Here is a 26806-nt window from a genome sequence, read left to right on the forward strand (position 1 = left end):
CGCTGCCCGTGTTCGCGATAGTGCCGGTGGAACCGATCAGAAGATGCCTTCGAGCAGCGCCTTGGGCTTTCTCTTGATGGTGGGGATTTCCCCGGTGGTCAGCGGCCTGTTCAGCGCCTGGTTCTCCTGGATTCGCCGGGCTTCCTTCGCCGGGTCGACGACGTCGGCCGGCGGCGGCTCGTCAGACCAGAACATCAGCCGCTCGATCAGGCTTTGATCCGCCTCGGCGAGAATCGTCGATTCCTCGTTTACCTGCGCACGAATATCGTGTCGCGCCGTGGTGGCGCCCGTACGCTCAAGCAGGTCTTGCAGGCCGGGAGACGTGCCCGGACTTGCCGCCGGCGCAGCATTGGGCGCGGTGTTCAACACCGCCTGACGGGCCGTCTCGCGCGGGGTCGCAGCCTGGCTCGCCGCGGTCGTTCCGGCCGGTGGCCGCAATCCGAAATCCGGCGGCATGCTGAGCGGCGCGCGGGAATAGACGGAGAACTCGTCCGGTGGCCGCTTGGCGCCGATGCCGAGGTCCTGCTTGACCCCCTCACATCCGACAAGTGCAACCAGTGCGGCGGTCATCGCGACTATTCTTATGCGGTTTGTCATTCCCGGGTTTCCCTGCCGAGCCCGGATCGCCGCTCCCGGCCGGTCGACGGACCGGTCAGCGAGTCGACGATCAGGACGACTACGCCGAGCGTAATCGCCGAATCAGCGATATTGAATGCGGGCCAATGGTAACCCGCGACGTGCATGTCGAGAAAGTCGACGACCGCCCCCACGCGCAGCCGGTCGATCAGATTGCCGATGGCACCGCCGACGATGGCGCCAAGGCCATAGGCGAGGGGAAGGCGGTCGGCGCGGAACAGCCAGCCGAGGAGAAAAGCTACGATGGCAAGGGCGATGAGCGGCAGGACCCACGACGGTAGCGGATCGCCGTGATTGAACATTCCGAAGCTGACGCCGCGGTTCCAGGTGAGCACGAGATTGAAGAAGGACGTCACCTCGATCACCCGCGGCGGTGTCATTACCGCCAGCACGATCCACGCCTTGCTTGCCTGATCGAGGGCGATGATCAGGATGGCGATGGCGAGCGCGCGCGCGAGCAGCGGCGATCGCTTCATTCGGCGGCCGCCCGGTGGCGGTCGACGGCATCGACGCAACGCCGGCACAAGCTCGGGTGCCGTGCGTCGATGCCCACGTCCGGCAGGATCTGCCAGCAGCGATCGCACTTCTCGCCTTGCGCGCGCTCGATGCGAACGGCGACGCCGGGAACGTCGGCGAGAGAGAATGCGTCCGCCGGTGGCTCGCCGTCGACGAAGCTTGCCGCCGAGGTGATCGCCAGTTCCGCCCAGTCGAGTCCTTCGGACGCGGCACGATCGGTGGCATCGGCCCAGATGAGCGGATGCGTCTGCAGGCTGGAGCCGATGCGCTTTGCCGCCCGTTCGACCTCGATGGCGCCAGTAACGACACGACGGATCCGGCGTACGGCCGCCCAGCGCAGGGCGAGCGCGTCATCGCGCCAGTTGGCGGGGATCTGCGGAAATTGGCGCAGGTGGACGCTTTCGTCCTCGCCCGGATGGCGCGCCAGCCAAGCCTCTTCGGCGGTGAAGCACAGAAATGGCGCCATCCATGCGGTCAGGCAGTCGAACACCGCATCGAGGACGGTGCGCACGGCGCGCCGTCGCGGCGAATCCGCCGGATCGCAATAGAGCGAATCCTTGCGAACGTCGAAATAGAACGCGGAAAGATCGACGGCACAGAACGCGTGCAAATCGGCGAAGACGCCGTGAAACTGCAGATCGGCACAGGCGCGTCGCAAGGTACCGTCGAGCTGCCAGAGCCGGTGCAGAACCCAGCGCTCCAACTCGGGCATCGCGTCGGGAGTGACGCGCTCGTCCGCCACGAAGCCGTTGAGGTTGCCGAGAAGATAACGCAGCGTATTGCGCAGGCGCCGGTAGATGTCGGCGTGCTGCTTGAGGATCTCGGGACCGATGCGGAGGTCCTCGGAATAGTCGGAGCCAACGACCCACAGACGCAGAACGTCGGCGCCGTGCGTGTCGATGACGTTCTGCGGCGCGGTGATGTTGCCGAGCGATTTCGACATCTTCTGGCCGTCTTCGGCCATGACGAAGCCGTGGGTCAGCACCGCGTCGTAGGGTGCGCGGCCGCGAGTGCCGCAGGATTCGAGCAGGCTGGAATGGAACCAGCCGCGGTGCTGGTCGGAGCCTTCGAGATAAAGCGCCGCGGGCCAGCCGAGGTCGGCGCGCTCCTCGAGCACGAAGGTGTGGGTGCAGCCGGAATCGAACCAGACATCGAGGATGTCATAGACCGGCTCGTACTGCTCCGGATCGTGCTCGGGGGAGAGGAAACGGCGAGCGTCACCGGCGAACCAGGCGTCGGCGCCTTCGTCCTCGATCGCGGCGGCGATACGCTCGATCACCGCGGCATCGCGCAAGGGCTCGCCGGAGCGCTTGTCGACGAAAACGGTGATCGGGACTCCCCAGGCGCGCTGGCGGGAGACACACCAGTCGGGGCGGCTCTCGATCATGCCGCGCAGGCGGTTCTGGCCGCTTGCCGGCACGAAGCGGGTCTCGTCGATCGCCGCCAGCGCCGTGGCGCGCAGGCCGGTGCGGTCCATGCTGATGAACCACTGCGGCGTATTGCGGAAAATCAACGGCGCCTTCGAACGCCACGAGTGCGGATAGCTATGCACCAGCTTACCGCTGGCGAGCAGCGCGCGCGCGTCCTCGAGTGCCTGGAGCACCAGGGCGTTGGCGTCGCCGTCCTTGCCGGACGGCGTCAGCACGCAATGGCCGGCGAACAGCGGTACGGTCTCGCAGTAGCGCCCGTCGGGTCCGACCGTGTCCGGCACCGGTACCCCGTGCCGCACCCCCAGATCCCAGTCGTCGGTGCCGTGACCGGGGGCGATATGCACGAAGCCCGAGCCGGTCTCGAGGTCGACGAAGCCCGCCGGCAGCAGCGGGACGTCGAAGTCATAGCCGGATTCGAACAGGGGATGGCGGCAGACGGTGCCGGCGAGGTCCGCGCCGTCGATCTCGCCAAGCCGCAACCAATCGCTGATCTTCAGTTCGCCCTGCACCCGGTCGGCGAGGTCCGCACCGATGACCAGACGGTCGCCGGGGCGGACATGGCTGCCCTCGCGGACGACGGTCACCTCGAAGGTCGCGTACTCGAAGTCCGGCCCGTAGGCGATCGCCCGGTTGCCGGGGATGGTCCATGGTGTCGTCGTCCAGATCACCACCGAGGCACCGGTGAGCATCGGGTGCGAAGAATGATGGACCGGAAAGGCGACGAAGATCGTCGTCGAGGTATGATCGTGGTACTCGACCTCAGCCTCGGCGAGGGCGGTCTTTTCGACGACCGACCACATGACCGGCTTCGCGCCCTTGTAGAGCGCGCCGCTCATGAGAAACTTGCCGAGCTCGCGGACGATCTGCGCCTCGGCATGGAAGTCCATCGTCGCGTAAGGGTGCGCCCAGTCACCGATGACGCCGAGGCGCTGGAACTCGCGACGCTGGACGTCGACCCAGCGCTCGGCAAAGGCACGGCATTCGCGCCGCAGCTCGAGAATCGGGACCTCATCCTTGCTGCGGCCCTTGGCGCGGTAGCCTTCCTCAATCTTCCATTCGATCGGCAGGCCGTGGCAATCCCAGCCGGGGACGTAGTTGGAATCCCGGCCGAGCATCTGCTGCGAACGGCTGACCACGTCCTTGAGGATCTTGTTGAGGGCATGGCCGATGTGCAGGTGGCCGTTGGCGTAAGGCGGGCCGTCGTGCAGCACGAAGCGCGGCCGGCCGGCCGCATCGGCGCGCTGCCGGCGCCAGAGATCGAGACGCTCCCAGCGGGCGAGAATCTCCGGTTCACGTTTCGGCAGGCCCGCCTTCATCGGGAAGGCGGTCAACGGCAGGAAAACAGTCGACTTATAATCCACGAAACTTGGTCCGCCTCAGGCGAGTGATCAGGATCGCGCCGCTCGCAGAACGGCTGGACCGTCCTCGGCTCCTAAGGTCCGGCGCGCCCGCGTACAGTCCTCGGCGATTTGTGCCCGCAAAAGCTCAAGACCGTCAAACTTCTTTTCTTCGCGCAGGAACGCGATGAGTTCGACGCGCAGTGTCCGGCCATAAAGATCGCCGGCGAAATCGAACAGGTGGGCCTCGAGCAAGGGTTCATGACCGCCGAAGGTCGGGCGCAGGCCGAGATTGGCGACGGCTGGCCATGCGAGGGTGCCGGTCTCATCCGTAAAGCATGCGCGCACCGCGTAGACGCCGTGCGCCGGGCGGACGTATTCGCCGAGCTTGATATTGGCCGTCGGGAAGCCGAGGGTCCTCCCGCGCTGATCACCGCTGACCACCTCGCCTTCAATGGCGAAAGGTCGGCCGAGCAGGTGAGCTGCGACGTCGGGTCGCCCCATGCGCAGATACTCGCGGATGCGGGTCGAGGAGAACGGCTCGCCGTCGTCATCCTTGATTTCGGGCACGCACGTAAAGCCGAAATCGAATTCGTCACCCATCCAAAGCAGCAGCTCGGGCGTCCCCTTGCGCCCGTGGCCAAACGCGAAGTCGTGACCGCAGACGACGTGTCTTGCGCCCAGACCATGGACGAGCACGCGCTCGACGAAGGCTCGCGGCGCCGTGCGGGCGAATTCGCTGTCGAAGGGGATGACGACCAGGGCCATCGGTCCGATCTCGCCGATCAGACGGACTTTCGCCGGATAGGGCGTCAGGCGGAACGGCGGCGTGCCCGGATCGAAGATGCTCTTCGGATGCGGCTCGAGGGTGAGAACGGCCCAGGGAATCGCTGCGGCGCCGGCAATACGCCCGGCTTCGCTGATCACTTCGTGGTGGCCGCGGTGGACACCGTCGAAATTGCCGACGGCGACGGCGGCGCCGCGGATCTCGGACGGAAGGTTCTCGAAATGGCGAAAGACACGCATGCCTGATTACGAGCGAAACGGGGCTTGCGGGTCAAGAGGCAAGCGTGAGACGGCCGTATCCGCCGGGGTTGAGGGGGGAAGAGCGCTGCGAAAACGAGGATCGCCGCGGCGGTTGGCCGCGGCGATCCGGATCACACGGTCGAAACGGGACGGTACGGGCGCGCCGAGGCGTCAGATGCGCAGCAGGGCAATGATGGTGGCGATCGTTCCCAGCGCCGCGAGGCCATAGACGATCACCGCGACGATGGTATCGGCACGGATGCCGAAATCGTGCGCGCAAACCCGCAAGCGGTGGGCGGCATGCCACACCGCAAGGCCGATGATCCCCAGCAGCGCCAGCTTGACGATCCACGTGCCGACGAAGTTGCTCATCCCCTCGTAGCTGAGCGCTCCGTCGAACAGGCCGAGCGCCGGCGCGAGATTGGTGACGAACAACATCACCGGCAGGACGAACGCGGTCACCGTGCCGCCTGCGGCGAACAGGAACCAGGGAACTGCTTTTGCCGAACGCGCCATCTTATGCCACTCCCGCCAGGATGAGAACGAATATGGATACGACGCCGAGCACGGCGTAGTGCGCGCCGACGATCAGGTTTCCCGGGACGAAGTGTTCTCCCTGCTGAATTCGCATCGCCTGGGGTACCGCCTTGAACCATGACATCGTGTGGACAACGAAGAAAGCGAAGGCAACGAGCGAAAAGATGACGACGAACGGGCTTTTCACGTAGTTGATCCACGCCTGCCACGACTCCGGTCCGCCGGCAAGGCCGAACAGTCCATCGATCAGCAGCCACATATAAAGGGCGACGAAAACGGAACTGACTTCGTGCAGCATGTAGCTCTTGAACCGCGCGTGGGTCAAAAACCACGATGTCTTCGACATGTGTCGAACGTAAGGCTTGCGTCCGCTCATTTTACTTGCCTCCGATGCCGACGAGGGAGGTGAGGTAGTCGATGGCGCTGGTGAACTTCGCCTGCTGGATGGCGCCGGCCGGATCGACGTCCTTGGGGCAGACCACCGAGCATGCGCCGACGAAGCTGCATTCCCAGACGCCTTCGTGGGCGGCGAGCACGTCCTCGCGAGCTTTGCGGCCAACGTCGCGGGAATCCATGTTGTAGCGGTGGGCGAGCGCCAGGGCGGCGGGGCCGATGAACTCCTGTTCGGTCAGCCCGTACTGTGGGCAGGCCGAGTAGCAGAGCAAGCAGTTGATGCACATGGAATACTGCTTGAACGCCTTGAGCTGTGCCGGCGTCTGCAGGTATTCGCCCGCCGAGATCGGCTTTTCCTCCTTGGGGATGATGTAGGGTTTGACGCTTGCCAGCTTCTCGACGAAATCGTCGATGACGACGACGAGGTCGCGCTCGATCGGAAAGTTGTCGAGCGGCTCGACGCGGATCTTATCGCCGTAGTCGCGCAGGAACGCCTTGCACCCCAGCTTGGGCTCACCGTCGATCTTGTAGCCGCAACTGCCGCAGACGAACATGTGGCACGACCAGCGGAAGCTCAGCGTGCGGTCAATCTCGTCCTTGACGTAGTTGAGCGCGTCGAGGACGACCCATTCCTCCTCACACGGCACCGTGTAGGTCTGGAACACCGGCTCCTTGTCCTGCTCCGGCCGGTAGCGGAGCACCTCGAGCTGAATGGTGCGCTGACTCATGCCTTCTGACCTCCCGCGGCGGCGCCGTAGACGCGCTCGGCCGGCTTTGACTTGGTGATGACCACGTCGAGATAATCGATGCGCGGCGTGCCATCCGGGCTGTAATACGCCATCGAGTGCTTTAGATAGTTGACGTCGTCGCGGGCGACGAAGTCGAGCCGCTGGTGGGCACCGCGCGATTCCTTGCGCGCGATGGCCGACTGGGCGACCGTGTCCGCGCACTCGATCATCGCCCCCAGTTCGAGGGTTTGATAAAGGTCGGTATTGTAGACCGAGCTCTTGTCTTCGAGAGAGATTTCCTTATAGCGTTCACGGACTTCGGTGACGACATTACAGGTGTCGATCAGCGACTTCTCGTCGCGGTAGATGCCGCATCCCTCTTCGAGGGCGGTATTCATCATCCGCCGCAGGTTTGCGACCCGCTCCTTGCCGCCCGGGCGCTTGAACAGTTCCTTCACCCGCTCCTCGGCGTCCGCCGCCAGGGCCGTGACCGCTCCGTCGGAGGGTTTTTTCGCCGTCTTGGCATACTCGATGGCGAAGCGTCCGGCGCGGGCGCCGAACACCAGCAACTCGCCCAGCGAATTGGAGCCCAGCCGGTTGGCGCCGTTGATGCTGACGCAGGCACATTCGCCCGCGGCGTAAAGACCCGGCACCGGGGTTGCGGCGTCGATATCGGTGTGAATGCCGCCCATCATGTAGTGAACGACCGGCCGGACGGGGACCAGGTCGGTGACCGGGTCGGCGGCGACGTAGGAGATTGACAGGTCGCGAACCAGCGGCAAGCGCTCGTTGATCAGTTTCTCGCCGAGGTGACGCATATCAAGCCAGACGACGTCGCCCCACTTGGTCGGCACTGTGCGGCCCTTTTTCTGTTCCTGCCAGAACGCCTGGCTGAGCCGGTCGCGCGGCCCCAGTTCCATCGCCTTCAGCACCGGTTTCGGCGTTTCCGGGCCGAGGCCGTAGTCCTGCAGGTAGCGATAGTTATCCTTGTTCAGCATGTAGCCGCCTTCACCGCGGCAGCCTTCCGTCAGCAGGATGCCCGAGCCCGGCAGGCCCGTCGGGTGGTACTGGACGAACTCCATGTCTTTGAGCGGTACGCCGGCGCGATAAGCCATCGCCATCCCGTCGCCGGTCTTGATGGCCCCGTTGGTGGTGAACGGGAAAATCCGTCCGGCCCCGCCGGAGCAGATGATCACCGACTTGGCGCGGAACAGCCGCATCTCGCCGGTGCGCATCTCGATGGCGGTACAGCCATGGCACACGCCGTCATCGACGATGAGGTCCGTCGTGTAATACTCGTCGAAGCGCTTGATCGAGGGGTATTTCAGCGACGTCTGGAACAGCGTGTGCAGCATGTGGAAGCCGGTCTTGTCGGCGGCGTACCACGTGCGCATGATTTTCATGCCGCCGAACGGCCGCACGGCGACGTGCCCGGTGGATTCGCGGCTCCACGGGCAGCCCCAGTGCTCCAGTTGCAGGAGTTCGCTGGTGATCTCGTTGACGAATAATTCGACGGCGTCCTGATCGGTGAGCCAGTCACCGCCGCCCACGGTGTCGTCGAAATGATAGTTGAGGCTATCGTTGCTCTTGACCACGCCCGCCGCGCCGCCTTCGGCAGCACAGGTGTGGCTCCGCATCGGATAGACTTTAGACAGTAGCGCGATCGAGACGTTCGGATCGGCTTCGGCGACGGCGATCGCCGCGCGTAAGCCCGCTCCTCCCGCGCCAACGATGACGATGTCTGCATTGATGACGTGCATTGACCTCTCCCGATCCTCCTTCTTATCGTGCGCGCGGAGTATATCCCGGCTCTCTACGATTGCCAGTGCCGCCCGACTTTTGTCTCAGGGAAATCCGGCTGGTTTCTGCTCGAAGCAAGTATATTAGGGTTGAGCGAAGGATAGTCTTCAATGCGAACCGCTATTTATGTGCAGGTAAGGCGACCGGTCGCCTGTTGCGCTCGCGCATGAGGATTGTGGCGCTTCCCTCGCCGTTGCCGTACCGCTAGACTAACCGGTCACCAAGTCTGCTGGCACGGCGCCGGGAAGGACAGAACTTGACCCACAGGAAGCGCGAGAAGGCGTGGACGGACTTCCAGGCGTGGTGTACCGCTCGCGGCTTGCGCGCGCTGCCGGCCCACCCGTGGACCGTCGCGGCATACGCCAGGTGGTGTGAGGCCCGCCACCGCTACCCCATTATCCTCAATCGGGTGCGCGCCATCGCCCGGGCGCACCTGCTCGCCTGCGTCGCCTCCCCCGACCGCCATCCGACGGTGACCCGGACGTTGCGGACCCTCGAGATTCGCAACCGCAGCCGCGCCGACCGCGCGGCGCTGTTTCCCGCCGAGGAAATCGCCCCGATGCCGGTGTCGGCGAAGCCGTCGCGGCGTTCGCTGCGCGATCGTCGGCGCGAGCGCGTGCTGCGTGCCGTGCCGCGGCTCGTCTCCCGCCGCCCGAAGGGGTGACCGGCGTCCGGTCCGCTGGCGATCAGCGCTCAGACGCCTCGCCGGCGAGGCGTTTCGGCAAGATGTCGCGGCACAGCGCGCTCGCCAGGATCTCGCCGCCGAGTTTGTGTCCGTTCTCGTTCCAATGTCCGCGACAGGGCAGGGCGTTGGCGAACCCGTGCACGCAGGTCTGGTTCGCCTCCGCCCAGGCAGCGAGGTCCGGGCCCAGGGTGATGGAGGGAACGCCCGCGGCGTCGGCCATCGCCGCGAATCGGCGATCGGGATAGAAGAGGTCATCGGCCCCAACGAGTTCGGCGCTTCGCCGGCGCACCGCCGGGTCGGGGTCGACCTGCACGCCGTTGGAGAGACTCGCCAGAACGAAGAGCGCTCCATGCTCTCGCACCTCGGCGGCCATCGTGTGCACTAACGCTTCGGTGACACGCCATGCGTCCCGCCAGACGGCGGTTTGGGGGGGGCGATAGACCGCATCGAACAGGCCAAGTTCACCGCCGGTCGGCGTGTTCGCCTGGTCGGCGCGCAGCATCAGGCGAAACTGCCGGTACGCCTGCATCACCACCTGCAGCACTCGCGAGCGGTTGAGCAGCCACTCCCACCCCCCTTCGAGCCGGCCTTCGTGCATGTCTTGCGATTTCTCGACAAACACGGGATCGAGAACCAGATCGCCATTGGCATCGAAGATAAAGTAAGGCGCGCGCGATGAGCCCTTCAGGGCGCGGGAATTGTCACTGACGTCGTTGCCGGTCGTCACCGCGAGGAGGACGATGTCGGGTGCGTACTTCCACACGCGCTTGCGCAAAATGAGCAGTTCCTGGGCCGTACCGGCGCCGCCGAGGCCGAAGTTGATAACCTCGACGGGGCGTCCAGCGAGGGCGGGACACCCTTCGAGGTCGCGCTGCATCTCCGACCAGAATGTCTGACGCATCGGAACTTCGAATGCGGCTGCGTAAGAATCACCGAGCACGGCGATACGCAGGGTTCTCGCCGGCTTGTCGAGCGTGTGCGCGCGATCGCGCAGACCGTCGGTGTTGATCTCGATGTACGCATTGCCTTCGCTCGTCCACCATCCGCTCGCGTCGGGGCGGAGCGCGCGTCCAATCTCGGCATCGTCGCGAAAGAAATCGGGATAGGAGATGCCGGCGAGCCGCAGGACCCCTTCGAGCACCAGGATGCCGATGATGAGTGCGCCGGCGACGACGGCGGCACCGGCAAAGACAGACCCGCGCACTGGCCCGCTCAAAACAGGGTATAGATGAACGGGGCGATAACAGTCGCCTTGGCGAAGACGACGAGCGCGCCCATCAACAGCATCAAGATGACGATCGGCCACATCCACAGTTTGCGGCGCTCGTTGAGGAACAGCCAGAGATCCTTTACGACTTCGATCATTCAAAACGGCCTTTTCATGTGCTCGGGCGGCGCGCTCGTGCTCGCGGCGCGGTAGCTCGCCGTGGCGCGATCCAGGCGCCGGCGCATCGGATCGTGCCCGAAAAGGCGCAACAGCACGCCGGCGGGAACGAAGACACTCGCATAGATGACGGCGAGGACGATCGGATTGACGAAGCGCTGCAGAACGAGCGCGAGCCCCATCCAAAAGCGATTGAGCGGCGCGAGGCTTTGGGGCGCGGCCAGCGCCCAGGCGACGAGTGCGCCGCCGATGATCCACGGCCAGAGCGGGATGCCTAGCCCCCAGATCAGTGGCAGGACCAGGCCGAAGACGCCGGCGATCAAACCGCCGAGTTGCAGGCCGAACGATCGCAGCGCGCGGCGGTCGGGCGTGGCGGTGCGCGACTGGCTCATTGCCTTCGCCTAGTCCAGTTCGAATTCATCGCGCCAGCGGCCGTCGTCCGGATGCTGGGGCTGGTCGGCGCGGGCGAGCAGGTAATTTCCGATCGCAAGATAATCCATTTCGGTGCGCATGAAGCATCGGTATGCGTCCTCCGGCGAGCAGACGATCGGCTCACCGCGGACGTTGAACGAGGTGTTGATCAGCACGCCGCACCCGGTTCGCGCCTCGAATGCCTTGAGCAGGCGCCAGAAGCGCGGATTGGTCTCAGCGTGCACGGTCTGGATTCGCGCCGAATAGTCGACGTGGGTGACCGCCGGAATCTGCGAGCGCGGCACGTTCAGGCGCTCGAGGCCGGACAGCGCCTGCTGTTCCTCGCTCATAGCGAGACGAATTGCCTGACCGACCGGTACCGTCAGCAGCATGTAGGGGCTCGGCCGGTCGAACTCGAAGTAGTCGCCGAGGCGCTCGGCGAGGACTGCCGGGGCGAACGGGCGAAACGATTCGCGATATTTGATTTTCAGGTTCATCAGCGACTGCATCTTGGGACTGCGCGCATCACCGAGGATCGAGCGCGCGCCGAGCGCGCGCGGACCGAACTCCATACGCCCCTGCATCCAGCCGAGAACATGACCCTGATCAAGCAGAGCCGCGAGTCGCGAGAACAGCACGTCATCGTCAAGCCAGGTCCACACCGCGCCTTGACCGCTGAGTTGCGCCTCGATCTCCTCGTCGCGGAATCGTGGTCCGAGATAGCCGCCGTTCATCGCGTCAAGGGGAGCATCGTAGCCGTTGGTGCGAGTTCGCGCGTTGTCATCGTTGGCACGAGCAGGCATGTCGCCATTGGCGCGCGTACGCGCGTTGCCCAGGAACTCGTTCCACACTGACAGGGCGGCGCCGAGCGCGCCGCCGGCATCGCCGGCGGATGGCTGAATCCACATCGCCTCGAATGGCCCCTCGCGCGCCAGCCTGCCGTTGGCGACGCAATTCAGCGCGACGCCGCCCGCGAGGCAGAGATTCTTCGCTCCGGTCTCGGCGTGAACGGTGCGGCCCAGCCGCAGGACGACGTCTTCGGTGACGACCTGAATCGAGCGGGCGAGATCCATGTGGCGTTGTGTCAGTGGCGTTTCCGGCGTGCGCGGCGGGCCGCCGAATTCCTCGTGGAAACGCGCATTCGTCATCGTCAAGCCGGTGGCGTAGTTGAAATAGGCCATGTCGAGGCGAAACGTGCCGTCGTCTTTGATGTCGATCAACCGGCTGCGGATACGCTCGGCGTAGGTCGGCTCTCCGTAGGGGGCAAGCCCCATCAACTTGTATTCGCCGGAGTTGACCTTGAAGCCGCAATAGGCAGTGAAGGCGGAATAGAGGAGGCCCAGCGAATGGGGAAACTGGATTTCCCACAACGGTGTCAGGCGATTTCCCTCGCCCAGCCAGACCGAACTCGTCGCCCACTCGCCGACGCCATCGAGGCAGAGAACCGCCGCCTGGTCAAACGGGCTGGCGAAAAACGCCGAGGCGGCGTGGGAGCGATGATGCTCATTGAACAGCAGCGGTGGCAGCTTCGGCTTCTGGCCGTTTGCCGGCGCGAGGGCGGCCAGTTCATCGCGCAGCACCGTCTTCAGGTAGAGCTTTTCCTTCAGCCAGATCGGCATGGCGGTCGCAAAGGACCGCAGCCCCCGCGGCACGAAGGCGAGATAGGTTTCGAGCAGCCGCTCGAACTTTAAAAACGGCTTGTCGTAGAAGACGACGTAGTCGAGGTCGGTCACCGCCAGGTCCGCCTCGTTTAGGCACCAACGGGCGGCGTGCGCCGGGAAGGCGGCATCGAACTTCTTGCGGGTGAATCGCTCTTCCTGTGCGGCGGCGACGATCTGGCCATCACGCACCAGCGCCGCGGCGCTGTCGTGATAGTAGGCCGAAATCCCCAAGATGGTTATCGCCATCCCACGCCCTTCCCAAACCCCACGCCCAAACCGCACGAGCCAAACGCGCGATTGATTTTGCCGATATTGCCGGCCCGAAAGCGCCCGCGCGGGGCGACGTCCACATTGGCTCCGCCGGGCTGCGCATAAGGCCACGGCGATGGGACTTACCACCGCTCGACGCGTCCGTGAAGGGCTGCTGAGCGTCTGCCGCTGGTTGCGAGCCCGGTTATTCTTGCCTGCGTTGATTCCCGGGGCCGCTCGGCGGTTCAAGGCTCAGCCGCATATGCGGCAATGAAAATGGGCGCCAGCGGGCGCTTGACCGCGCAGCACGGAACCACTTTGCTGTTGGATGGCTCGGTTCCGCGTAGCCCGCAGACAGGGAAGATAATGAGAACGTCACGTGTGCCATGGGTCGCCTTTCGGCTTCGATGCGCGCTTTGGGTGTTTGCCGTGATGGTGCTGAGCGCCGGCGCTTCCGGTGGGTCGGCGCGCGCCGACGAGAGCGCCCCGGGCGTCGGCGAGGCCAAGGCGACCGTCGGTGAGCCGGCGACGCTCCGCGTATGGAACCGGACCATCGTCACCTTGCGCGCCCAGATCGGTTCGCTGACCCCGCAGACGCGCATCGAGCGCATCGGCCAGCGAATCGCCGATCTTCCGCTCGACGCCTTGACCGGCGCTGTCACTGCGGTGCCCGCAACGGTGGGCAAAATGAGCGGATACTGGATCTACGTCGGAGGGCGTACCGTCCTCGCGCTGCTGCCGGAGGACATTGATCCGGAATCGGAACTGACCCTCGATCAAGAGGCAGCGGCTGTCGCCCAACGGCTGCGCGACTCCCTGCTCGCGCGTGCCGAGCAACAGAGTGCCGCCCTCTTGCTGCGCGCGATCGCACTCAGCGCTGGCGCAACCGCGTTGTTCGGCGGCGGGCTGTGGGCGATCGCCTGGATGCGCCGGCGCGCGCTGCGCCGGCTCGCGGCCTCGGCCGTCACGCGGCCTTTGCGGGTGCGCGGCCTCAATCTCAGGCCGTTTTTTCGCACGATCGAACAGAGCGCGATCAAGCTGACGGCTCTGGCCGGCGGTCTCGCCGCCGGTTACCTGTGGCTTACGTACGTTCTTTTGCAGTTTCCCTATTCGCGTCCCTGGGGCGCGGGTCTGGGGATATGGCTGGTCGAGCTGTTGCGTGGGCTGGGCTCGGGCGCGCTGAATGCGCTGCCGGGATTTTTCACCGTCATTGTCATCTTTCTCGCCACCCGTCTGGTCGCCCAGGCCGTCGACCGGTTTTTCCGCAGCGTTGAAAGCGGCTGGTTGCGTGTGAGCTGGCTGGAGGCGGAAACGGCACGTGCCACCCGCCGCCTTGCCATCGTCCTCATCTGGATCTTTGCTCTGACCGTCGCTTATCCCTACATCCCCGGCTCTCATTCGGATGCCTTCAAGGGGATCAGCGTGCTGATCGGCCTCATGGTCTCGCTGGGCTCGGCGGGCTTCGTCAATCAGGTGATGAGTGGGCTGGTCATTGTTTATTCCCGCTCGCTGAGGTCCGGGGAGTTCGTGCAGGTCGGCGAGACTCAGGGCAGAATCACCGAAATCGGCGTTCTTGCGACCAAAATGGTCACGCCGACCCTCCAGGAAATCACCATCCCCAACGCCGCTCTCGCGGCAACCTCGATCACCAATTTTTCCCGCCTCGCCAATGCCGAGACCGGATCGATCATCGGCACCACCGCGACCATCGGCTACGATACACCGTGGCGGCAGGTGCATGCGATGCTGCTGCTCGCGGCCGAGCGAACCCCGGGCGTGCGCACGACGCCGAAGCCGCGGGTGCTCCAACGCGTACTCAGCGACTTCTATGTCGAATATCAGCTCCTGGTCAGCCTTGACGATCCCGAGGTCCAGCGTGTTGTCCTGTCTGATCTGCATGCCAACATTCAGGACGTCTTCAACGAATTCGGCGTGCAGATCATGTCGCCGCACTTCAAGGATCAGCCGGCGGAAAAGGTCTGGGTGCCGAAGTCCGAATGGTTCGCGCCCCCCGCCGTATCTCTCGATCCGTCCGATTCGTCCACGAACGCCGCGCCCACCCGCCTATGATATGGGTGCTGTAACTGGGTGCGCCGCAACGTGCGGCCGGATCAGAGTCGAGGCGACGTGACCCGTGCCCGACGGCACCAAGCCGAAAGAGCGAGGCATTGATTCCGCCCGGGTTATGGCTAGGGTGAGCCGCGGATCGGAGCGAGATGGCAGAATTTTCCGGCAGCGGACTCGATTGCGTGCGCAGCGAACGACTGGTGTTCGCCGCGTTGTCGTTCTGCCTCGATAGCGGTGGCGCGATGGTGCTTGTCGGGCGCAACGGCGCTGGTAAGTCGAGCCTGCTGCGGATGATGGCCGGGTTCCTGGCACCGGTCGCGGGCACGCTGATGTGGGACGGAGAACTGCTGGTGCGTGATCTCGAGGCTCACCGTCGCCGGGTGCGCTATGTCGGGCACGCCGATGCGATCAAGCCGCCGCTCACCGTAATTGAGAACGTGCGCACCTGGGCGGTGCTGTGGGGCGGACGCGCGGCGGCCGAGGAGCGTTGCTTCGATGCGCTTTCGGCGTTCGCCATCGACCATCTCGCCGACGTTCCCGGGCGTTATCTCTCCGCCGGGCAGCGGCGGCGCTTGGCGCTCGCCCGGCTGCTGGTGGCGCCGGCCGCATTGTGGCTTCTCGATGAGCCGCGCACCGCGCTTGACGCCGAGGCGATCGGCCTGCTCGACGAGGCGATCGCCGGGCAGCGGCGTCGCGGTGGCATGGTGGCGATGGCGCTACACGGCGGCGCCCACCCGCCGGGCGCGAGCACGCTCGATCTCGGCGGGCTCGGCGCGTTCGCTGGCAGCACGACGGAGCTTCCGGCTTGCTGACGGCGGCGGCGGCATTGGTCCGCCGCGATCTCGGCCTCGCCCTGCGCCAGGGGATGGACAGCCTTATGGCCGTTCTGTTCTTTGTCCTCGCCTGCGTGCTGTTTCCGCTGGGCGTAGGTCCCGAGCCACAGATGCTGGCGCGCATCGCCTCGGGGATCATCTGTGTCGCGGCCCTGCTCGCGGCCCTGCTGTCACTCGAGCGGCTATTCCAGGCGGATTACGAGGACGGCTCGCTCGAGCAGATCGCCTTATCACCGCTGCCGCTCGCCGTCGCCGTCCTTGCCAAGGTTCTGGCGCACTGGCTGACGACGGGCTTGCCGCTCATCGCTGTCTCACCCGTGCTGGCGGTCCTTTTGCAGCTCGATCTGCGCGCGTTGCCGGTAATGATTGCCGCCCTCGCGCTTGCCACGCCAAGTCTCAGCCTGATCGGTGCGGTGGGCGCGGCCCTCGTCCTCGGCGCCCGCCGCGGCGGCGTCCTGTTGGCGCTGCTGGTCTTGCCGCTCTATATTCCGTTACTGATCTTCGCGGTGAGTGCGATTGATGCCGCCATCTTCGGCTTCGCGGTGCGTCCGCACCTGATGCTGCTGGGCGGGGTGCTGGCCGGCGCATCGGTACTGGCACCGGTGACCGCGGCGGCGGCGGCACGCCAGGCGCTCACCTGAGCGGACCGCGGGCGCTTTCGTCGTTTATGCGGTTTAGGTCATAGACGCGACAACGGCGCGCGGTGTAGGTGTGATGCCGGTTCGCTTCTCTGGTGCGGCCGTGGGCAGTCGGAAAAAGTATGCAGAGTCTCGCCAATCCCAATCGGTTCATGCGCCTCAGCCGCCCGCTGGTGCCGTGGCTGGCCGGGGCGACCGCCGTCCTGATGGCGGTCGGCATGTACCTCGCGCTGCTTGCCTCCCCGCCGGACTACCAGCAGGGTGAGAGCGTGCGCATCATGTACGTGCATGTTCCGGCGGCATGGATGGGGCTGTTCTGTTATACCAGCATGGCCGTCGCCTCGGCGGTAGGGCTGATCTGGCGGCATCCGGTCGCCGAAATGGCAGGCAAGGCGACGGCGCCCATCGGCGCGTGTTTCACCTTTCTCGCGCTGCTCACCGGCTCGCTGTGGGGCAAGCCGATGTGGGGAGCGTGGTGGGTGTGGGACGCCCGCCTGACGTCGATGCTCGTGCTGTTCTTTCTTTATCTCGGTTACATGGCGCTGGAGGGCGCGTTCGACGATCCGGCGCGCGGTGCGCGTGCGGCCTCGATTCTCGCCATCGTCGGTTTCGTCAACGTGCCGATCATCAAGTTCTCCGTCGACTGGTGGAACACCTTGCACCAGCCGGCGAGCGTCATACGCATGGGCGGTCCCACGATCGATGCGAGCATGCTGGCGCCGCTGCTGGTCATGGCTGCGGCCTTCACGTGCTATTACTTCTGGGTGATGCTGCTGCGTCTGCATGGCGAGATCATCGCCGGGAAAATCCGCGGCGTACGGCTGCGTCAGGTCCACGGGTGAGCGTACGCGTTGAATGGACGGGCTGGAAACCTACTTCGAAATGGGCGGCTACGGCGGCTATGTCTGGCCGGCCTTCGGCATAACCATCCTCGTGCTCGCGGCGCTGCTGATCGCCAGTCTGCGTTCGCTGCGGGCGCGCAAGGCCGCGCTCGATGCGCTGGAGCGTCAGGCGGCCGAGTCGGGCGCTCCGGTAACCAGACGGCGGAGGATCGCGCGTGAAGCCTAGACACAAACGACTCGTCTTCGTCGGCGTCGGGCTTGGCATCCTCGGGCTGGCGGCGTTCCTCGTCCTCAACGCGCTTGATGACTCGGTGGTCTTCTTCCATACGCCGACGGAGATCGCCGAGCAGAAGGTGCCGCTCGATCGCCGCCTGCGGCTGGGTGGCCTGGTCGAGGAGGGCAGCGTCCTGCACGGCACCGGCGCACAGGTGCGCTTCCGGGTGACCGACCTCGCGAACGACGTTGCAGTGACCTATTCCGGCATCCTGCCTGATCTGTTCCGCGAAGGGCAGGGCGTCGTCGTCGAGGGCCGCATGCACAACGGCGTGCTCACCGCCGATCAGGTGCTCGCCAAACATGACGAGAAGTACATGCCACCTGAAGTCGCCGAAGCCCTGAAGAAGTCCGGCCAGTGGCAGGGCATCAAGCAGAGCATGCAGGACGCCGGGCAGCTTCCCGGTCTGAGCGCGGTCCAAAGGCCGGCGCAATGATCGGCGCGAGGGCGCACGGGGCGCATGGCGCGGCGGGGCAGGGGCGATGGGAGCGGGGGCGATGAGCGTCGAGATTGGCCATTTCGCCCTGATTCTGGCGCTGATCGTGGCCCTCGTCCAGGGAACGCTGCCGATGATCGGCGCGGCGCGGGCCAGGCCCGAGTGGATGGCGATCGCTCCCGCGGCAGCGCTGGCGCAGTTCATGCTGATCGCCATTTCGTTCGGCTGCCTGATGCACGCGCACATCGTCTCCGATTTCTCGGTGCTGAACGTGGCGATGAATTCGAGCGCGGCGAAGCCGATGCTCTACAAGGTCGCCGGCACCTGGGGCAATCACGAGGGCTCGATGATGCTCTGGGTGCTGATCCTTACCGTTTTCGGCGGTACGGTGGCGGCGTTCGGCGGCAACCTGCCGCCTGGGCTTCGCGCGCGGTCGCTGGCGGTGCAGTCGTGGATCGCCATTGGCTTTTACCTGTTCATCCTGCTGACGTCGAATCCGTTCGAGCGCCTCGATCCGCCGCCGATCGACGGCCAGGGCCTCAATCCGCTGCTGCAGGACCCGGGCCTCGCCTTTCATCCGCCGTTCCTCTACCTCGGCTATGTCGGCTTCTCCATGGCGTTCTCCTTCGCCGTCGCGGCGCTGATCGAGGGCCGAGTCGATGCCGGCTGGGCGCGGTGGGTGCGGCCGTGGACGCTCGCCGCCTGGGTATTTTTGACCTGCGGCATCGGTCTCGGCTCGTGGTGGGCCTACTACGAGCTTGGCTGGGGCGGCTGGTGGTTCTGGGACCCGGTGGAAAACGCCTCGTTGCTGCCGTGGCTCTCCGGCACGGCGCTGCTGCACTCGGCGATCGTCGTCGAGAAGCGTGACGCGCTGAAGGGTTGGACGGTTTTCCTCGCCATCGTCACTTTCTCGCTCAGCCTGCTCGGCACCTTCCTCGTCCGCTCCGGCGTGCTCACCTCGGTGCATGCGTTCGCCACCGATCCCACTCGCGGCGTCTTCATCCTCGCCTTGCTGATCGTCGCCATCGGCGGCTCGTTCGCGCTGTTCGCCTGGCGTGGGCCGCAACTGCCCGCGGGCGGACTGTTTCAGCCCATCTCGCGCGAGGGCGGCCTTTTGATCAACAACCTGCTGCTCAGCGCCGGCGCCGCGACGGTTCTGCTCGGCACGCTCTATCCGCTCATGCTCGAGGCGACCGGCGGCGCCAAGGTCTCGGTCGGCCCGCCCTTTTTCAACGCCGTGTTCATCCCGCTGATGGCGCCGCTGATTATCGCCATGGCCGTCGGCCCGCTGCTGCCGTGGAAGCGGGCGGATCTTGCCGCGGCACTGCGCACCTTGTGGCTGGCGGGCCTGGTGGCGGCCGGCGCCGTCGTCCTCGGCTGGGGCGGCTATGGCGGACGCAGCCTACTCGGACTCCTTGGCCTCGGGCTGGCGGGCTGGCTGTTTGCCGGCACGCTCATCGCATTTGCGCGGCGTATCGGCCTCTTTTCCGTATCGCCGCGCACGAGCCTCGGCCGGGCTGGTGGCCTGTCGCGGGCGACGTGGGGGATGACGCTGGCCCACGCCGGCCTCGCGGTCGCCATCGCCGGGATGAGCGCATCAGCGGCGTGGAAGGAAGAGCGCATCCAGGCCGTTCGGCCGGGGGATCATATCGACATCGCCGGCTATACAATCACCTTCGAGGGGGCGGACGAGAGTGAGGGGCCGAACTATCGGGCGCTTCGCGGCAACTTCGCCGTCCGCAGCGGCGGCCGTCCGGTGGCGATCATGCGACCGGAGCGCCGGTCCTACGCGCTCGAGGGACAGCAGACCACCGAGGCGGCGATCCGCCCGACCGTCCTCGGCGATCTCTACGTCGTCATCGGCGAGCCGCAGAGCAACGGCGCGTTCGTCAGCCGCATTTATTTCAATCCGCTTGTCGGCTGGATCTGGGGTGGCATCGGCCTGATGCTCGCGGGTGGCGTCATCAGCCTGTCCGACCGGCGCTTTCGCATCGGCGCGCCCGCCCGCCGCCGCGCCGCCGTGGCCGCCGGAGCGGCGGCGGAATGACCAGCACCGGCGTCGGCAGCAACGGTGGTGGTAGCCGGGCGTTCGTCCGGCGCCTGCCCTATCTGTTGCCGCTCGCCCTGTTCGGCGTTCTTGCCGCGTATTTCTGGGCGGGTCTCGGCATGGACCCGCATGCGGTTCCCTCGGTGCTGATCGACCAGAAGGTCGAGCCGTTCGATCTCGCTCCGATCGGCGGTCGCGAGCGCGGATTTTCCTCGGCGGATCTGCAGGGGCAGGTCTCGCTGGTCAACGTCTTCGGCTCCTGGTGCATCGCCTGCCAGATCGAACATCCCTATTTAACCCAACTGGCGCAGCAGGGCAGCGTGCCTATCTTCGGCATCGACTGGCGAGAAAAGGACGCCAAGGCCGGGCCGGCATGGCTGGGACAGCATGGCGATCCCTATGCGCTGGTCGGCGACGATCCGCAGAGCCGGGCAGCGATCGCCTTCGGCGTGACCGGCGCGCCGGAATCCTTCATCGTCGATGCCAAGGGCATTATCCGCTACAAGCACGTCGGCCCGATCACCCCACAGGTTTGGGAGGAAACGCTATGGCCGATCGTCCGTCGCCTGCAGCAAGGCGGCTGATCGCGGCGCTCGGCCTGCTGCTGGCGCTGATCACGCCGCCAGCGCTGGCGGTCGAGCCGCAGGAGGTGCTGAGCGATCCGGCGCTCGAGGCGCGCGCGCGCGAGATCGGCCGCGAACTGCGCTGCCTCGTCTGCCAGAACCAGTCAATCGACGACAGTGACGCCGACCTCGCCCGCGACCTGCGCCGGCTGGTGCGCGAACGGCTGAGCGCCGGCGACGACAATCAACAGGTGATCGATTACGTCGTTTCGCGCTACGGCGACTTCGTGCTGCTTCGCCCGCCGCTCAAGCCGGCAACTTATGCGTTGTGGCTGGGGCCGCCGGCGATCCTGGTCATCGGCGCCGGCGCGCTCGTGCTCTATTATCGCCGCCGGCGTGCGGCTGCCGCGCCCACGGCCCGGGCAGCGGCGATCGACGCGCCGCTCGATCAGGCCGACGAGGGCCGACTTTCCCGGCTGATGGCAGCGGCGGGCGAAAACCCGAGTTCGACGATTTCACCACCGGAGGATCGGCACGCGTGAGCCTGTTTTTCGCCCTTGCCGCGGTGCTCACGCTGATCACGCTCGCGCTGCTGCTAGTGCCCCTTTTGCGGCGCCAGCCACCGTCCGTGCCGACGCGCGCGCACTTCGACCTGCGCGTCTTTCGTGACCAGCTCGCCGAGGTCGATCGCGATCAGGGGCGGGGACTGCTCGGCGCGAGCGAGGCCGAGGCGGCGCGCAACGAGGTCAAGCGCCGGATGCTCGCGGCGGGCGACGCGATCGAACATGCGCCCCCGCCGAAGACCCCGGGCCGGGGCGGTGGCCGTCTTGTCGCCGCTGCCCTCGTCGTCGTCCTGCCGACGGCGGCAGCGCTCATCTACGCCGCCCTCGGCGCACCGGGCAACCACGATCAGCCGCTCGCGGCGCGGCAGGCGGAACTGGCGGGCACGCCGCCTTCGGGAGAAGCCCCGGTATCGATGGAGGCGGCAATCACGCAGCTTGCCCAGCGTCTGGAACAGCAGCCCGACGACGCGGGCGGCTGGTACCTTCTTGGGCGCGCCTATCTCAGTCTCGATCGCTATGACGAGGCGATCACCGCGCTGAGCCGGGCGCAGGCCCTGGCCGCGGATGTGCCCGAGGTCGTCGCCGCCCTTGCCGAGGCGCAGATCGCCGCTGCCGGCGGGCGCATCGGCGATGCGGCGCGGGCGGGGCTGCAGCACCTGCTGGCGCTTGACCCGTCCAGTCCACAGGCTCGCTTCATGCTGGCGCTGGATCGTGCGCAGCAGGGCGATCTGCGCGCCGCGGCGCAGGGATGGACCGATCTTCTGGCGATGGCGCCGCCCGACGCCCCGTGGGTGGCCGTGGTCAAGGCGCATCTCGACCAGGCGGCTGAGAAAGGTGGAATCGATCTTTCGGAGGTCAAGCCGTCGCCCGAAGCGCTGGTCTTGGGCAAGCGGATTGCCGAGGCGAACGCGTTGCCATCCGAGCCGGGCTCAGGTTCCGCGGACTCAGGTCCTGCGGGGGCGGGGCCTGAGACTCCGGGGCCCTCCGACAGCGACGTTGCCGCAGCTGCAGAGATGACGCCGCAGGCCCGCACGCAGATGATCCGCGGGATGGTCGACCGCCTCGCCGCGCGCCTCAACGACGAGCCTGACGATCTCGATGGCTGGCGCCGGCTCGCCCGTGCCTACGACGTGTTGGGCGAGACCGACAAGGCGGCACAGGCCCGCGCACGCATCGCCGAGTTGGAGCAGCGATAAACCTGGCGGGCGCGAAGCGCGCGCGTGGCACCGGCCGGCATCGAAGTGAAACATTCGTGGCATGCCGAGGCTGACGCTTGCCTTTTCGTCGGCTTCTCCCCATAAAGCGCGGATCGCAGGTTCCGAGAGCGGCAGACAATGCCGCCGCGGGCGAAAACGGACTGCCACCGGGCAAACCAGGAACGGTTATGCGGTCGCGGAAGCTCCCGGCGTTTCGCCGCTGGCCGCCTTGCGGGCTTATCGGAGCGGCATGAAGGGAGGGTTGAGCAGCCATGGCAGAGATCAGAACCATCGACGACCTCGACGTCGCCGGCAAACGAGTCCTCGTTCGCGTTGACTTCAACGTGCCGATGAAGAACGGCAAGGTCACCGATACCACGCGCATCGACCGCACCGTGCCGTCGCTGCAAGAACTCGCCGGCAAGGGCGCCAAGGTGATTATCCTCAGCCACCTCGGCCGGCCCAAGGGCAAGAAGAACCTCGAATTCACCCAGGCGCCGGTCGCCGAAGCGTTGGCGGCGGCCCTGGGCAAGCCGGTGGCGTTCGCGCCCGACTGCATCGGTCCCGAGGCCAAGGCGGTGGTCGACGCGGTAAAGCCCAGCGAATTCGCCATGCTCGAAAACGTGCGCTTCTACGCCGAGGAAGAGAAGAACGACCCGGAGTTCGCCAAGAAGCTGGCCGAGATGGGCGATATTCTCGTCTCCGACGCATTTTCCTGCTCCCACCGGGCGCATGCCTCGGTCGAGGCGCTGGCGAAGCTGATCCCGTCGTGCGCTGGCCGGCTGATGCAGGCCGAGATCGAGGCGCTGTCGGCGGCCCTGGAGGCACCGGCACACCCGGCGGCGGCGCTCGTCGGCGGCGCGAAGATTTCGACCAAGCTCGATGTTCTCGGCAATCTCGTCGCCAAGGTCGACCAGATCATCATCGGCGGCGCGATGGCAAACACCTTTCTTGCCGCTCAGGGCAAGGACGTCGGCAAGTCGCTGTGCGAGCACGAGATGCTCGATAACGCCCGGGCGATCATGGAAAAGGCGCAAAAGGCCGGATGCGAGATCGTCCTGCCGTCTGACGCCATCATCGCCGGCGAGTTCAAGGAAGGCGCTGCGTCGGATTGCGTCGGCGTCGATGCGGTTCCGGCCGACAAGATGATCCTCGACGTTGGCCCGAAGTCGATCGGCGATCTCAGTGCCCGTCTCGCCGGGCTGAAGACGCTGATGTGGAATGGTCCGCTCGGCGCCTTTGAGGTGACGCCCTTCGACAACGGCACCAACAAGGTGGCGCAAGCGGCGGCCGCTCTCACCAAGGAAGGCAAGCTGATGAGCGTCGCCGGCGGCGGCGACACCGTGGCCGCACTCGCCCATGCCGGGGTCGAGGAGGACTTCTCCTACATCTCGACCGCGGGCGGCGCGTTCCTCGAATGGCTCGAGGGCAAGACGCTTCCGGGCGTCGCTGTTCTGCGCAAGTAAGGTCCCGCAAAACCCGGGCTCCGCTCCCGTTGGGGCCCGCGGTCCGCTCCGCCCTTCCGCCGGCTGGTTCCAGCAGGCCCAGGCCGCCCCGCATCCGCTAATTGGCGGTCCAGCGCGGGGCGGTGGCGTCGGGGCACTGAAGGTCACCCGTTCTTGCGCTTGCTTCGGCGCGGCCGGATTGTCACACTTGCGGCATGACTGAAAAAGCGGGCAGAGGTCCTTCGGTCGAGGTCATTCCCGAAGGTGACAATCGCACCCGGTTGGTGTGTCCGGACTGCGGCTATATCGAATACGCCAATCCTAAGGTCATCGTCGGCGCCGTCTGCACCTGGCAGTCCTCGATCTTGTTATGCAAGCGGGCGATCGCCCCGGCGCTGGGGCTGTGGACGATCCCCGCCGGCTTCATGGAACTGGGAGAGACATCGTCGGCCGGCGCGGCGCGCGAGGTTTGGGAGGAGGCGCAGGCGCGGGTGATCGTCAAGGAGCTGCTCGGTATCTATGAGATCCCGCACATCAGCCAGGTGAACATCATCTATCGCGCGACGATGATCGCCCCGGAGTTCGCGCCGGGAGTGGAGAGCGAAGCGGTCAAGCTCGTCACCTGGCAGGATATTCCCTGGGACGAGCTCGCCTTTCCCTCGGTTCGCTGGTCGCTGGAGCGCTACCGTGCCGGCGACGGACCCGGTGTCTATGCCGCGACGGCGCCGATGCCCGCACATGTCAGCGCGCGTTGATCTGCGGGGGAGCTTTTTGACCGCGTCGACGTTGACTTGGTGTTAACACCCGTCGTGAGACCTTCGCCGTCATGATCGAGCCGATGAACACGATCGCCAACGCCGCTTCGACGCCCCGCTCGCGCGGCAAGGACAGCTACGCCACTGCGCGCGCCGCCGAAGTTCGTGCGCTTTCGACCCACTATGACCAGGACGCCGCCTCCCGCCAGGCGTTCGAGCGCCTCGACCGGCAGCTCTCGTCCGGCCAGCCGCTACGCCGCGACGTCCCGCCGGGGTACTATCTCGACGTCCGGGTCTGATCATCGGGATTAAATCGCCTCAGTCCGATTAGCCGGATCTGCACGCTTCCACCGGCGCCGCGCGATTGCTACCGGTGCTACCGGCGGCGCAAGTCCGGGCTGAGCCTGCCTCCTTTCTCATCCGCATCGTCCGATCTCGATGCCATCCGATTCATTCCACAACCAGCCGGGAGCGAAGATCGTTGTCTTCTTGCCATCGCCTTGCAGGCGGAATCCTCAGTGTTGCATCGGCGCTCGCGATTGGCGGCTGCATGGGCCCGCCGGTCCTCGAACAGCAGGTGCTGAGCTACGACGAAGTCGCCAAGACCCTCGACGAGAAGATCCTTCTGCTCAATATCGCCCGCGTCTCCCGCGGCGATACCGTTCACTTCACCTCGACGTCGAGCATCGCCGCGACCTTCGACTGGACGACGACAATGGGCGTGGGCGGCCAGATCCAGGAGCCGCGGGGCATAGATTTCCTCAGCTTCAATCTTGGCGAGAGCGCATCCGAGAACCCGACGTTCAGTATCATTCCCGTCTACGGCGAGGAGTTCACCAAGCGTGTGGTCACGCCGTTCAAGGATACCGTCTTTGAGTTCCTCGTCTTCCAGGGCGGCCGCATCGAGCAGGTCATGCGGCTGATGGGCTCGGGCATCGAGGTGCAGGCCGCCGATGGCCGCTTCGTGCGCTTCATCGAGAACAGCCCCGGGCACCCGCGTGAATACGAGGAGTTCCGCCGCATCGCCGACCATCTGCAGTGGCTGAACGACAATCGCCAGCTCTTCGTCCGCTCCTTGATCTTCGATGAAGTCCTCGTCGACGACGTCAAGACGATGCCGCGTCCGGAGGACATCAACAACGGCTACAACATGGGGCTCCGCTGGCGCCAGAAGCCGGACGGCGGCTTCGAACTCACCCGGCTGAGCGGCGGTCGCGTTCTCGTTTCCAACTTCGATCCGATGGCGCTGAGCGACCGGGAGCGATTCAAGCTGAACGAGCGCATCCGCTTAAATCCTGCCGGTTTCGCCTATGTCGAGATTCGCCCCGATGGCCCCGGCGGCGATTTTGCGCTGACGGGCGCAATCAAGCTGCGCAGCATGCTGCAGATGCTGGGCTTTCTCGCCAGCAGCCTCGGCGAGACGAGGGAGTACGAGGTCGCCCCCGATCCCCGCACCGGGCCGTTCGAGCGCGGCGCCGCCGAGATCTTGAAGATCAACGCCTCCAACGAGGCGCCGAAAAGCGATTTGCCCTCAGTTTACTTCGACGGCCGCTACTATACCGTCAACGACACTTTCTGGGACCGGACCTCGTTCAATCTGTTGAGCGTGCTGTTCCAGACCGCCGTCGGCACGATCGAGAACGTCAGCATTCCCATAACCATCGCCAAATAGGCGGCTCTCGATTCGGTTCCGCGGCGAAAGCGGCGCGTTGTGACCTTGTAACGCGCCGCCCCGGGCCGGGTTATTTTCGACAACACATTGATCTTTATGAATGGGCGTGCGCGCACACGTCGCGCACGTCATCATTTGTCGCTCATTTTGCAGTCTACACCATGCGTCATAGCTGGAACATAACAAGAACATAAGCGGGCGGAGCGCGAAAGTCAACCATTTGGCGAACACGGCGTCGGCCGGACGGGATCGGCGACGAAGGTCGTGTACGGCCCACTGCGCCGGCTCGGCGAGCGCGGCTCGGTGCTCGGCAGACGCAGCGAGTACGCCTTCTTGATCAGCCGCCAAGCGGGTCGGGAAGTCGTCATCGCCGGCGGGCAGGGTCCAGAGCGCGTGCGGGTGGTCGGGGAGGACGACAAAGGCATCGATGCGGAACGAACGTGTCCGCCGGACGGCGCGCACCGCCTCGCGCAGGACGTCGATATGCCGCACCAGCATATCCGAGCCCAAATCCGCGGCGACGACGGTGAAGAACCAGCACCCGCCGGGTATGCGCAATCGCCGATAATCCGACATGGCGCCGGATCATGCCGGGCAAAGGTTAAGATCACGTGCATGCCGTAGGGTGCCGTCCCGCGCAGCGGCACGCACCGTTTCCCACTGGCCAATGAGGTATAATCGC

The 26806-nt window shown here is 65.8% G+C and carries 28 protein-coding genes; 16 read left to right on the top strand and 12 right to left on the bottom strand.

What is annotated here, in order from left to right:
• Positions 1 to 36: 36 nt before the first annotated feature.
• The 8 genes from IPK66_16435 to frdA form a co-directional block, all read right to left on the bottom strand.
• Positions 37 to 570, bottom strand: coding sequence for a DUF3035 domain-containing protein (locus IPK66_16435; protein ID MBK8176780.1), 534 nt, complete (start codon positions 568 to 570; stop codon positions 37 to 39).
• A gap of 23 nt (positions 571 to 593) precedes the next feature.
• On the bottom strand, positions 594 to 1112 hold the full coding sequence (gene lspA / locus IPK66_16440) for a signal peptidase II (GenBank protein MBK8176781.1): 519 nt from the start codon (positions 1110 to 1112) through the stop codon (positions 594 to 596).
• Complete coding sequence (locus IPK66_16445) at positions 1109 to 3898, bottom strand: isoleucine--tRNA ligase (protein ID MBK8176782.1); 2790 nt, start codon at positions 3896 to 3898, stop codon at positions 1109 to 1111. Before IPK66_16445 ends, lspA begins: the two co-directional genes overlap by 4 nt.
• Before the next feature lie 72 nt (positions 3899 to 3970).
• The gene (locus tag IPK66_16450; protein MBK8176783.1) at positions 3971 to 4945 is read right to left on the bottom strand and encodes a bifunctional riboflavin kinase/FAD synthetase; all 975 of its coding nucleotides are present in this window, start codon (positions 4943 to 4945) and stop codon (positions 3971 to 3973) included.
• Between the two features lie 171 nt (positions 4946 to 5116).
• Positions 5117 to 5461 (bottom strand): fumarate reductase subunit D, encoded by a 345-nt coding sequence (locus IPK66_16455; protein MBK8176784.1) that lies wholly within the window; start codon positions 5459 to 5461, stop codon positions 5117 to 5119.
• Between the two features lies 1 nt (position 5462).
• Positions 5463 to 5858: a fumarate reductase subunit C gene (locus tag IPK66_16460; GenBank protein MBK8176785.1), complete on the bottom strand. Its 396-nt coding sequence runs from the start codon at positions 5856 to 5858 to the stop codon at positions 5463 to 5465.
• A 1-nt stretch (position 5859) separates the two neighbouring features.
• The gene (locus tag IPK66_16465; GenBank protein ID MBK8176786.1) at positions 5860 to 6603 is read right to left on the bottom strand and encodes a succinate dehydrogenase/fumarate reductase iron-sulfur subunit; all 744 of its coding nucleotides are present in this window, start codon (positions 6601 to 6603) and stop codon (positions 5860 to 5862) included.
• Entirely contained in the window at positions 6600 to 8363 is a 1764-nt protein-coding gene (gene frdA, locus IPK66_16470; GenBank protein MBK8176787.1) for a fumarate reductase (quinol) flavoprotein subunit, read from the bottom strand. The genes IPK66_16465 and frdA overlap by 4 nt, the downstream gene beginning before the upstream one ends.
• 296 nt (positions 8364 to 8659) lie before the next feature.
• On the opposite strand from frdA, the gene IPK66_16475 reads away from it, so the two are divergent.
• Positions 8660 to 9067, top strand: coding sequence for a hypothetical protein (locus IPK66_16475; protein ID MBK8176788.1), 408 nt, complete (start codon positions 8660 to 8662; stop codon positions 9065 to 9067).
• A 22-nt stretch (positions 9068 to 9089) separates the two neighbouring features.
• Here IPK66_16475 and IPK66_16480 read toward each other — a convergent pair whose 3' ends face one another.
• The 4 genes from IPK66_16480 to IPK66_16495 are packed head-to-tail and all read right to left on the bottom strand — an operon-like array spanning position 9090 to position 12790.
• On the bottom strand, positions 9090 to 10292 hold the full coding sequence (locus tag IPK66_16480) for an SGNH/GDSL hydrolase family protein (GenBank protein MBK8176789.1): 1203 nt from the start codon (positions 10290 to 10292) through the stop codon (positions 9090 to 9092).
• 8 nt (positions 10293 to 10300) lie between these two features.
• Positions 10301 to 10453, bottom strand: a complete 153-nt coding sequence (locus IPK66_16485) for a hypothetical protein (GenBank protein ID MBK8176790.1) — start codon at positions 10451 to 10453, stop codon at positions 10301 to 10303.
• Positions 10454 to 10864, bottom strand: a complete 411-nt coding sequence (locus IPK66_16490) for a sxtJ (protein ID MBK8176791.1) — start codon at positions 10862 to 10864, stop codon at positions 10454 to 10456. It lies immediately after the preceding gene.
• Positions 10865 to 10873: 9 nt separating this feature from the next.
• On the bottom strand, positions 10874 to 12790 hold the full coding sequence (locus IPK66_16495) for a carbamoyltransferase (protein MBK8176792.1): 1917 nt from the start codon (positions 12788 to 12790) through the stop codon (positions 10874 to 10876).
• Between the two features lie 432 nt (positions 12791 to 13222).
• On the opposite strand from IPK66_16495, the gene IPK66_16500 reads away from it, so the two are divergent.
• The 15 genes from IPK66_16500 (at position 13223) to IPK66_16570 (ending at position 26748) form a co-directional block, all read left to right on the top strand.
• The gene (locus IPK66_16500; protein MBK8176793.1) at positions 13223 to 14863 is read left to right on the top strand and encodes a mechanosensitive ion channel; all 1641 of its coding nucleotides are present in this window, start codon (positions 13223 to 13225) and stop codon (positions 14861 to 14863) included.
• Positions 14864 to 15009: 146 nt separating this feature from the next.
• Positions 15010 to 15672 carry a heme ABC exporter ATP-binding protein CcmA gene (gene ccmA, locus IPK66_16505; protein ID MBK8176794.1) on the top strand — a complete coding sequence of 221 codons (663 nt, stop codon included), beginning with the start codon at positions 15010 to 15012 and terminating at the stop codon, positions 15670 to 15672.
• A complete protein-coding gene (gene ccmB / locus IPK66_16510; protein ID MBK8176795.1) occupies positions 15669 to 16334 on the top strand; it encodes a heme exporter protein CcmB in 666 nt (221 codons plus the stop codon). Before ccmA ends, ccmB begins: the two co-directional genes overlap by 4 nt.
• A gap of 119 nt (positions 16335 to 16453) precedes the next feature.
• Positions 16454 to 17173 carry a heme ABC transporter permease gene (locus IPK66_16515; GenBank protein MBK8176796.1) on the top strand — a complete coding sequence of 240 codons (720 nt, stop codon included), beginning with the start codon at positions 16454 to 16456 and terminating at the stop codon, positions 17171 to 17173.
• A 13-nt stretch (positions 17174 to 17186) separates the two neighbouring features.
• Positions 17187 to 17399, top strand: coding sequence for a heme exporter protein CcmD (ccmD, locus tag IPK66_16520; GenBank protein ID MBK8176797.1), 213 nt, complete (start codon positions 17187 to 17189; stop codon positions 17397 to 17399).
• Complete coding sequence (gene ccmE / locus IPK66_16525; protein ID MBK8176798.1) at positions 17389 to 17883, top strand: cytochrome c maturation protein CcmE; 495 nt, start codon at positions 17389 to 17391, stop codon at positions 17881 to 17883. Before ccmD ends, ccmE begins: the two co-directional genes overlap by 11 nt.
• Positions 17884 to 17944: 61 nt before the next feature.
• The gene (locus IPK66_16530) at positions 17945 to 19930 is read left to right on the top strand and encodes a heme lyase CcmF/NrfE family subunit (GenBank protein MBK8176799.1); all 1986 of its coding nucleotides are present in this window, start codon (positions 17945 to 17947) and stop codon (positions 19928 to 19930) included.
• Entirely contained in the window at positions 19927 to 20514 is a 588-nt protein-coding gene (locus IPK66_16535; protein ID MBK8176800.1) for a DsbE family thiol:disulfide interchange protein, read from the top strand. The genes IPK66_16530 and IPK66_16535 overlap by 4 nt, the downstream gene beginning before the upstream one ends.
• The gene (locus IPK66_16540; protein ID MBK8176801.1) at positions 20478 to 21035 is read left to right on the top strand and encodes a cytochrome c-type biogenesis protein CcmH; all 558 of its coding nucleotides are present in this window, start codon (positions 20478 to 20480) and stop codon (positions 21033 to 21035) included. Before IPK66_16535 ends, IPK66_16540 begins: the two co-directional genes overlap by 37 nt.
• Positions 21032 to 22252 carry a c-type cytochrome biogenesis protein CcmI gene (gene ccmI / locus IPK66_16545; protein MBK8176802.1) on the top strand — a complete coding sequence of 407 codons (1221 nt, stop codon included), beginning with the start codon at positions 21032 to 21034 and terminating at the stop codon, positions 22250 to 22252. The genes IPK66_16540 and ccmI overlap by 4 nt, the downstream gene beginning before the upstream one ends.
• 272 nt (positions 22253 to 22524) lie before the next feature.
• Positions 22525 to 23718, top strand: coding sequence for a phosphoglycerate kinase (locus IPK66_16550; protein MBK8176803.1), 1194 nt, complete (start codon positions 22525 to 22527; stop codon positions 23716 to 23718).
• Between the two features lie 194 nt (positions 23719 to 23912).
• Entirely contained in the window at positions 23913 to 24452 is a 540-nt protein-coding gene (locus IPK66_16555) for an NUDIX hydrolase (GenBank protein MBK8176804.1), read from the top strand.
• Between the two features lie 83 nt (positions 24453 to 24535).
• Positions 24536 to 24751, top strand: coding sequence for a hypothetical protein (locus IPK66_16560; GenBank protein MBK8176805.1), 216 nt, complete (start codon positions 24536 to 24538; stop codon positions 24749 to 24751).
• Positions 24752 to 25002: 251 nt separating this feature from the next.
• Positions 25003 to 26124, top strand: a complete 1122-nt coding sequence (locus IPK66_16565; GenBank protein ID MBK8176806.1) for a hypothetical protein — start codon at positions 25003 to 25005, stop codon at positions 26122 to 26124.
• A gap of 264 nt (positions 26125 to 26388) precedes the next feature.
• Positions 26389 to 26748, top strand: coding sequence for a hypothetical protein (locus IPK66_16570; protein ID MBK8176807.1), 360 nt, complete (start codon positions 26389 to 26391; stop codon positions 26746 to 26748).
• Positions 26749 to 26806 lie beyond the last annotated feature (58 nt).

This window comes from Rhodospirillales bacterium, from assembly GCA_016712595.1.
Lineage (GTDB): Bacteria > Pseudomonadota > Alphaproteobacteria > Rhodospirillales > Defluviicoccaceae > Defluviicoccus.

Coding starts and splice junctions, on each gene's coding strand:
- IPK66_16435 (MBK8176780.1), bottom strand. CDS start 570: ATGACCGCCGCACTGGTTGCACTTGTCGGATGTGAGGGGGTCAAGCAG.
- lspA (MBK8176781.1), bottom strand. CDS start 1,112: ATGAAGCGATCGCCGCTGCTCGCGCGCGCGCTCGCCATCGCCATCCTG.
- IPK66_16445 (MBK8176782.1), bottom strand. CDS start 3,898: ATGAAGGCGGGCCTGCCGAAACGTGAACCGGAGATTCTCGCCCGCTGG.
- IPK66_16450 (MBK8176783.1), bottom strand. CDS start 4,945: ATGCGTGTCTTTCGCCATTTCGAGAACCTTCCGTCCGAGATCCGCGGC.
- IPK66_16455 (MBK8176784.1), bottom strand. CDS start 5,461: ATGGCGCGTTCGGCAAAAGCAGTTCCCTGGTTCCTGTTCGCCGCAGGC.
- IPK66_16460 (MBK8176785.1), bottom strand. CDS start 5,858: ATGAGCGGACGCAAGCCTTACGTTCGACACATGTCGAAGACATCGTGG.
- IPK66_16465 (MBK8176786.1), bottom strand. CDS start 6,603: ATGAGTCAGCGCACCATTCAGCTCGAGGTGCTCCGCTACCGGCCGGAG.
- frdA (MBK8176787.1), bottom strand. CDS start 8,363: ATGCACGTCATCAATGCAGACATCGTCATCGTTGGCGCGGGAGGAGCG.
- IPK66_16485 (MBK8176790.1), bottom strand. CDS start 10,453: ATGATCGAAGTCGTAAAGGATCTCTGGCTGTTCCTCAACGAGCGCCGC.
- IPK66_16490 (MBK8176791.1), bottom strand. CDS start 10,864: ATGAGCCAGTCGCGCACCGCCACGCCCGACCGCCGCGCGCTGCGATCG.
- IPK66_16495 (MBK8176792.1), bottom strand. CDS start 12,790: ATGGCGATAACCATCTTGGGGATTTCGGCCTACTATCACGACAGCGCC.
- ccmA (MBK8176794.1), top strand. CDS start 15,010: ATGGCAGAATTTTCCGGCAGCGGACTCGATTGCGTGCGCAGCGAACGA.
- IPK66_16515 (MBK8176796.1), top strand. CDS start 16,454: ATGCAGAGTCTCGCCAATCCCAATCGGTTCATGCGCCTCAGCCGCCCG.
- ccmD (MBK8176797.1), top strand. CDS start 17,187: ATGGACGGGCTGGAAACCTACTTCGAAATGGGCGGCTACGGCGGCTAT.
- IPK66_16530 (MBK8176799.1), top strand. CDS start 17,945: ATGAGCGTCGAGATTGGCCATTTCGCCCTGATTCTGGCGCTGATCGTG.
- IPK66_16535 (MBK8176800.1), top strand. CDS start 19,927: ATGACCAGCACCGGCGTCGGCAGCAACGGTGGTGGTAGCCGGGCGTTC.
- IPK66_16540 (MBK8176801.1), top strand. CDS start 20,478: ATGGCCGATCGTCCGTCGCCTGCAGCAAGGCGGCTGATCGCGGCGCTC.
- IPK66_16550 (MBK8176803.1), top strand. CDS start 22,525: ATGGCAGAGATCAGAACCATCGACGACCTCGACGTCGCCGGCAAACGA.
- IPK66_16555 (MBK8176804.1), top strand. CDS start 23,913: ATGACTGAAAAAGCGGGCAGAGGTCCTTCGGTCGAGGTCATTCCCGAA.
- IPK66_16560 (MBK8176805.1), top strand. CDS start 24,536: ATGAACACGATCGCCAACGCCGCTTCGACGCCCCGCTCGCGCGGCAAG.
- IPK66_16565 (MBK8176806.1), top strand. CDS start 25,003: ATGGGCCCGCCGGTCCTCGAACAGCAGGTGCTGAGCTACGACGAAGTC.